This is a genomic window from Parvibaculum sp., assembly GCF_019635935.1.
In the GTDB taxonomy this organism is placed as follows: Bacteria; Pseudomonadota; Alphaproteobacteria; order Parvibaculales; family Parvibaculaceae; genus Parvibaculum.
Map to the genome: position 1 here is coordinate 1 of NZ_JAHBYN010000010.1, position 3,781 is coordinate 3,781.

The window sequence follows — 3,781 nt, forward strand, 5'->3', positions numbered from 1 at the left end:
AATAGGAAGTTTCGGATGACGTTCGTTGATATATTCACAATGAGGGGCGAATATGTCGGTCAGGTGATCATTCACTGACCGTAGGATGTCTATTCCGTGTGGCGCTTCCAGATTCGCCATGCGTATGGCGCGAATTGACGCTGGATATTCCAAAAAATCTACCTGGCGTGATCATTTTCGTCCGCGAATCCGACCGTCAATTTTAACATTCAATGAATATTATATTTTATTACTCAAAGGGGTTTATCTTTTGAACTTATTTCTTAGCGGAAGCCTGCAATGCGGCCGCGTCTGCACTATTCGCGTCGCCCGGATTTATCCATCTATGTATTGAAGAACTGGGGTAGAAAAAATCAACCTCGATCAGATACGAGCCTCGGCAAAAAGTCATCGCTTGGCGGTGATCTGAGCGAATTGTGCCGAGTGATCTTGAAATATAGTGGAGTGCATCTATGGCTAATGTTCTTGAGAAAGCTGGTACGGCAGCTATAAGAGGTAGCGCAGGTTTGAGGGATTGGCGTTACAAGGAAATAAGACATGGTGACGACGGCTACAATCTCTACCAGGACCGGATGACAAAGAAATACTGGGTTGGAACCGATGACAATCCCCGGCAGGTCTGGCTGAATGATCAGCACAAGTTCAACGAGGCTTGGTCGAGTTCCAGCTTCAAGCAATTCACGCCGTCCTACGTTCCACCCGCCGACGAGCAGTCGATATACGGGGCTCGCACTGTGCGGGATGTCAGCTTGGCAGAGCTGACCGAGCATGACTCCGGCTTTCGCGGGTCGGATGTGCCGATAGAGGATATCCGTGTTACGGGCGTCGACCCCAATGCCGAAATTCAGTCTTTGGCGATGGCCGGTTTCTGACATGCACCTGGATTTGACGTTCGAACGCGACATCCGCAGGGTGGCGCTTCCCGGTGCCGCCTCACCGCTTGTCGCCGCCATCGATCGTGGTCTACGGATCGCCTCATTCTGACGCCTTGCCCCGTGCCTGGGGCGATGAGCCAATGAAGTCGCAACCAACAGTTGCCTGGCATCGTGTCCTTTGCTCTAAGAGCGGACATGACAACGATTGCCGTTCCGGGACTACTGTCCTTCACTATCGCCATCTTGGTGTACTTTACCGGAGCGGGGCTCAATCGGGTGGTTGAGCCGCTGCGACGCTGGAATATTCCAGAGGCGGTCACCGGCGGCCTCATAGCCGCGCTCGTGACGCTCGCGGCCTACCATCTCTTCGATACCGCGGTTGCCTTCGATCTCCAGGCGCGCGACATGCTGCTCCTCTATTTCTTCACGGGGATCGGGCTGAACGCCCGCCTGTCGGACCTCATGGCGGGCGGGCGTCGTCTCGCCATCCTGCTGGCGATCACCATCGTTTTCCTCGTCCTGCAGAATATTATCGCGGTCGGCAGCGTCGCCCTGCTGGGCCTGCCGGAGGGGCTCGCGGCGTTTCTGGGCTCGGCCTCCCTGATCGGCGGCCATGGCACGACGATCGCCTGGGCGCCAATCATCGAGCAGCGTTTCGGGATACCCCAGGCGCTGGAGGTCGGCATTGCCAGCGCCACGCTCGGCCTTGTCATCGCGAGCCTGGTGGGCGGCCCCGTCGCGCGCCTGCTCATAGCGCGCTATGGCCTGAGCGGTCCCCTCGAGAAGGCCCCTATCGTTGGCCTGCCGGATGACCCTGACGGGCACGTGCGGAATGACGTGAGCGCTGTGAGCCTGCTGCGGACTATCCTGGTGCTCAACATCGCCATTCTGATCGGCTTCACCGTGGATGAGCTGTTGGAAGAACTCGGCATCAATCTTCCGCTCTTCGTCGCCTGCCTGATGGTCGCGATCGTCATGACCAACACCATCCCTTACGTCTTCCGCGGGCTACTCTGGCCCACGCGGACAAAGGCGTTGTCGCTCGTCTCCGACCTGTCGCTGAGCGTCTTCCTCGCCATGTCGCTGATGAGCATGCAGCTATGGACGCTCGGTGATCTCGGCCCGGCCCTGCTTCTCGTGCTCGGCGTGCAGACCGTTGCGGCGGTAGCCTACATCCTGTTCGTGGTCTTCCCCGCCATGGGCCGCGACTACGACGCGGCCGTGGTTTCGGCCGGGTTCAGCGGCATCTCCCTCGGCGCGACACCCACCGCCATCGCCAATATGACCGCGGTGACGAAGGTGCATGGCGCGGCCCCCATCGCCTTCATCATCCTGCCGCTCGTCTCCGCCTTCTTCATCGACATCGCCAATGCGGTGGCCATCGGCTTCATGGTGCGCTGAAGCGCGCGTGGCAACCGGTCGAGAGGCACCCGGCATGGGCATTGCGGGGGCGCCATGGCGTATTTTGGCATTGCCAGCGATCGACACGCCATCCGCTCGCCTACAGAATTCAGGATCGAAGCGCGTCAGAGGAACACAAAAATCCGAAATAACCGCGGCTAGGCCCAGAAGTCCTTGATCTTCGGCGCCTCGATCTTGGCGCGCTCATAACCTGCCTTGATCGCGGGAGCGATCTGGCCGGGATCGAGCAGGTTCACGCCCGGTGGCGTGCCGGCGATGATCAGCATCGCTTTGGTGCCGGTCGCCTCCAGTGTTGCTATTTCCTTATGGATATCGTGAGGAATGCCGGTGAGCAGGCTGCCCTCATAGCCATTGGTCAGGGTAATGACGAGCGCGCGCTTCGAGCCGGCAACCAGATCGGTGTGCGCCCAGGTCTTGGAGATGCCGCCATCCATGCAATAGCGCTGCCCCAGTAGTGTCGGTCCCATAACCCCAGGCAGCGAGGAGCTGGCGGCGGCGGCATGGGCGAGCGGAATGCCATTCCTGCGGGCCACATCCTGATGCACCACCAGACGTTCGCCGGTGTAGCAATCATTCGCCGTGGTGAACATCTTGGCGACCGGCCAGTCGGTGCGGCTGTCTCCCGTGAGAAGCCACGCTAACCGCTCGACAGCCCCGCCATTGACGTGGTTGTCCGCCGCCAGCGCCGCATGGCCGATGGCGCGGATCGAAGCGGCATCACCGCTGGTGACCTTGAAGTTGATCTCTTGCGCGCGCTTCTGGCTGGCATTGGGGGCGGAGAGCGGCGCGAGCTTGGCGAACAGGCTTGGAAACTGCCCGAAGAACTCGATCTCGCTGCGCATTCGCAGGAAATGCCCGGACGTGAGCGAAGAGCCGGCATAGGAACCGGCCGAGGTGCCCACCACCATCTCGGCGAGGGCCGCCGGATCGACGCCGAGTTCGAGCAGGCCGTGGAAGAAACCACAATACCATGCGACGTAGTATTCACCGCCGCCACCGAGCACCAGCGTGCGGTCGAGCCCGGCAGCGAATCGCGAGGGCACCGGCTTGTCGGGGACCGGGACGGCGAGGCCGTCGGAGGCGAACAGACTGTCGCTGACCTGCGTGGTCATCGCTTCCAGCGGTGTTGGTGTCTGGGCAAGAACCGGCGAGATCGCCGCCGCACCGACGGAGACAGGCACTAACGCGGATGCTTTGAGGAAATTCCGGCGTTTCATGATGGTTAACTCCGGTGGGGAGCTGGGGAAGCTGATACCCGTTTTGATCCGCGGCCTTATCCCAGGGCATTACGATGTGTCCGGCATACCCAGGAAGCAACCTGCTACGTGCCAAGTCCCGTCCTTACTTTACCAGTGTACCAACGAGGCGTTGGAAAGCTAAAGCCTGCTTGGAGAAGCAGGATGGGTGTTTCTGCGAGTTACGTTAACGCCCATGGCCGCAACGGTGAACGTGCGGTAGGTATCGCCCACACGAACGGTGAGTTT

At 60.0% G+C, this 3,781-nt stretch carries 3 protein-coding genes; 2 read left to right on the forward strand and 1 reads right to left on the reverse strand.

Annotated elements, in window-relative coordinates; translation table 11 throughout:
• Positions 1 to 452 precede the first annotated feature (452 nt).
• Both KF719_RS18080 and gltS read left to right on the forward strand, forming a co-directional pair.
• A complete protein-coding gene (locus tag KF719_RS18080; protein WP_293510791.1) occupies positions 453 to 872 on the forward strand; it encodes a hypothetical protein in 420 nt (139 codons plus the stop codon).
• Positions 873 to 1,070: 198 nt separating this feature from the next.
• The gene (gene gltS / locus KF719_RS18085) at positions 1,071 to 2,276 is read left to right on the forward strand and encodes a sodium/glutamate symporter (protein ID WP_293510793.1); all 1,206 of its coding nucleotides are present in this window, start codon (positions 1,071 to 1,073) and stop codon (positions 2,274 to 2,276) included.
• A 158-nt stretch (positions 2,277 to 2,434) separates the two neighbouring features.
• Here gltS and KF719_RS18090 read toward each other — a convergent pair whose 3' ends face one another.
• Positions 2,435 to 3,514 (reverse strand): patatin-like phospholipase family protein, encoded by a 1,080-nt coding sequence (locus KF719_RS18090; RefSeq protein WP_293510795.1) that lies wholly within the window; start codon positions 3,512 to 3,514, stop codon positions 2,435 to 2,437.
• Positions 3,515 to 3,781: the final 267 nt, after the last annotated feature.

Coding starts and splice junctions, on each gene's coding strand:
- KF719_RS18080 (WP_293510791.1), top strand. CDS start 453: ATGGCTAATGTTCTTGAGAAAGCTGGTACGGCAGCTATAAGAGGTAGC.
- gltS (WP_293510793.1), top strand. CDS start 1,071: ATGACAACGATTGCCGTTCCGGGACTACTGTCCTTCACTATCGCCATC.
- KF719_RS18090 (WP_293510795.1), bottom strand. CDS start 3,514: ATGAAACGCCGGAATTTCCTCAAAGCATCCGCGTTAGTGCCTGTCTCC.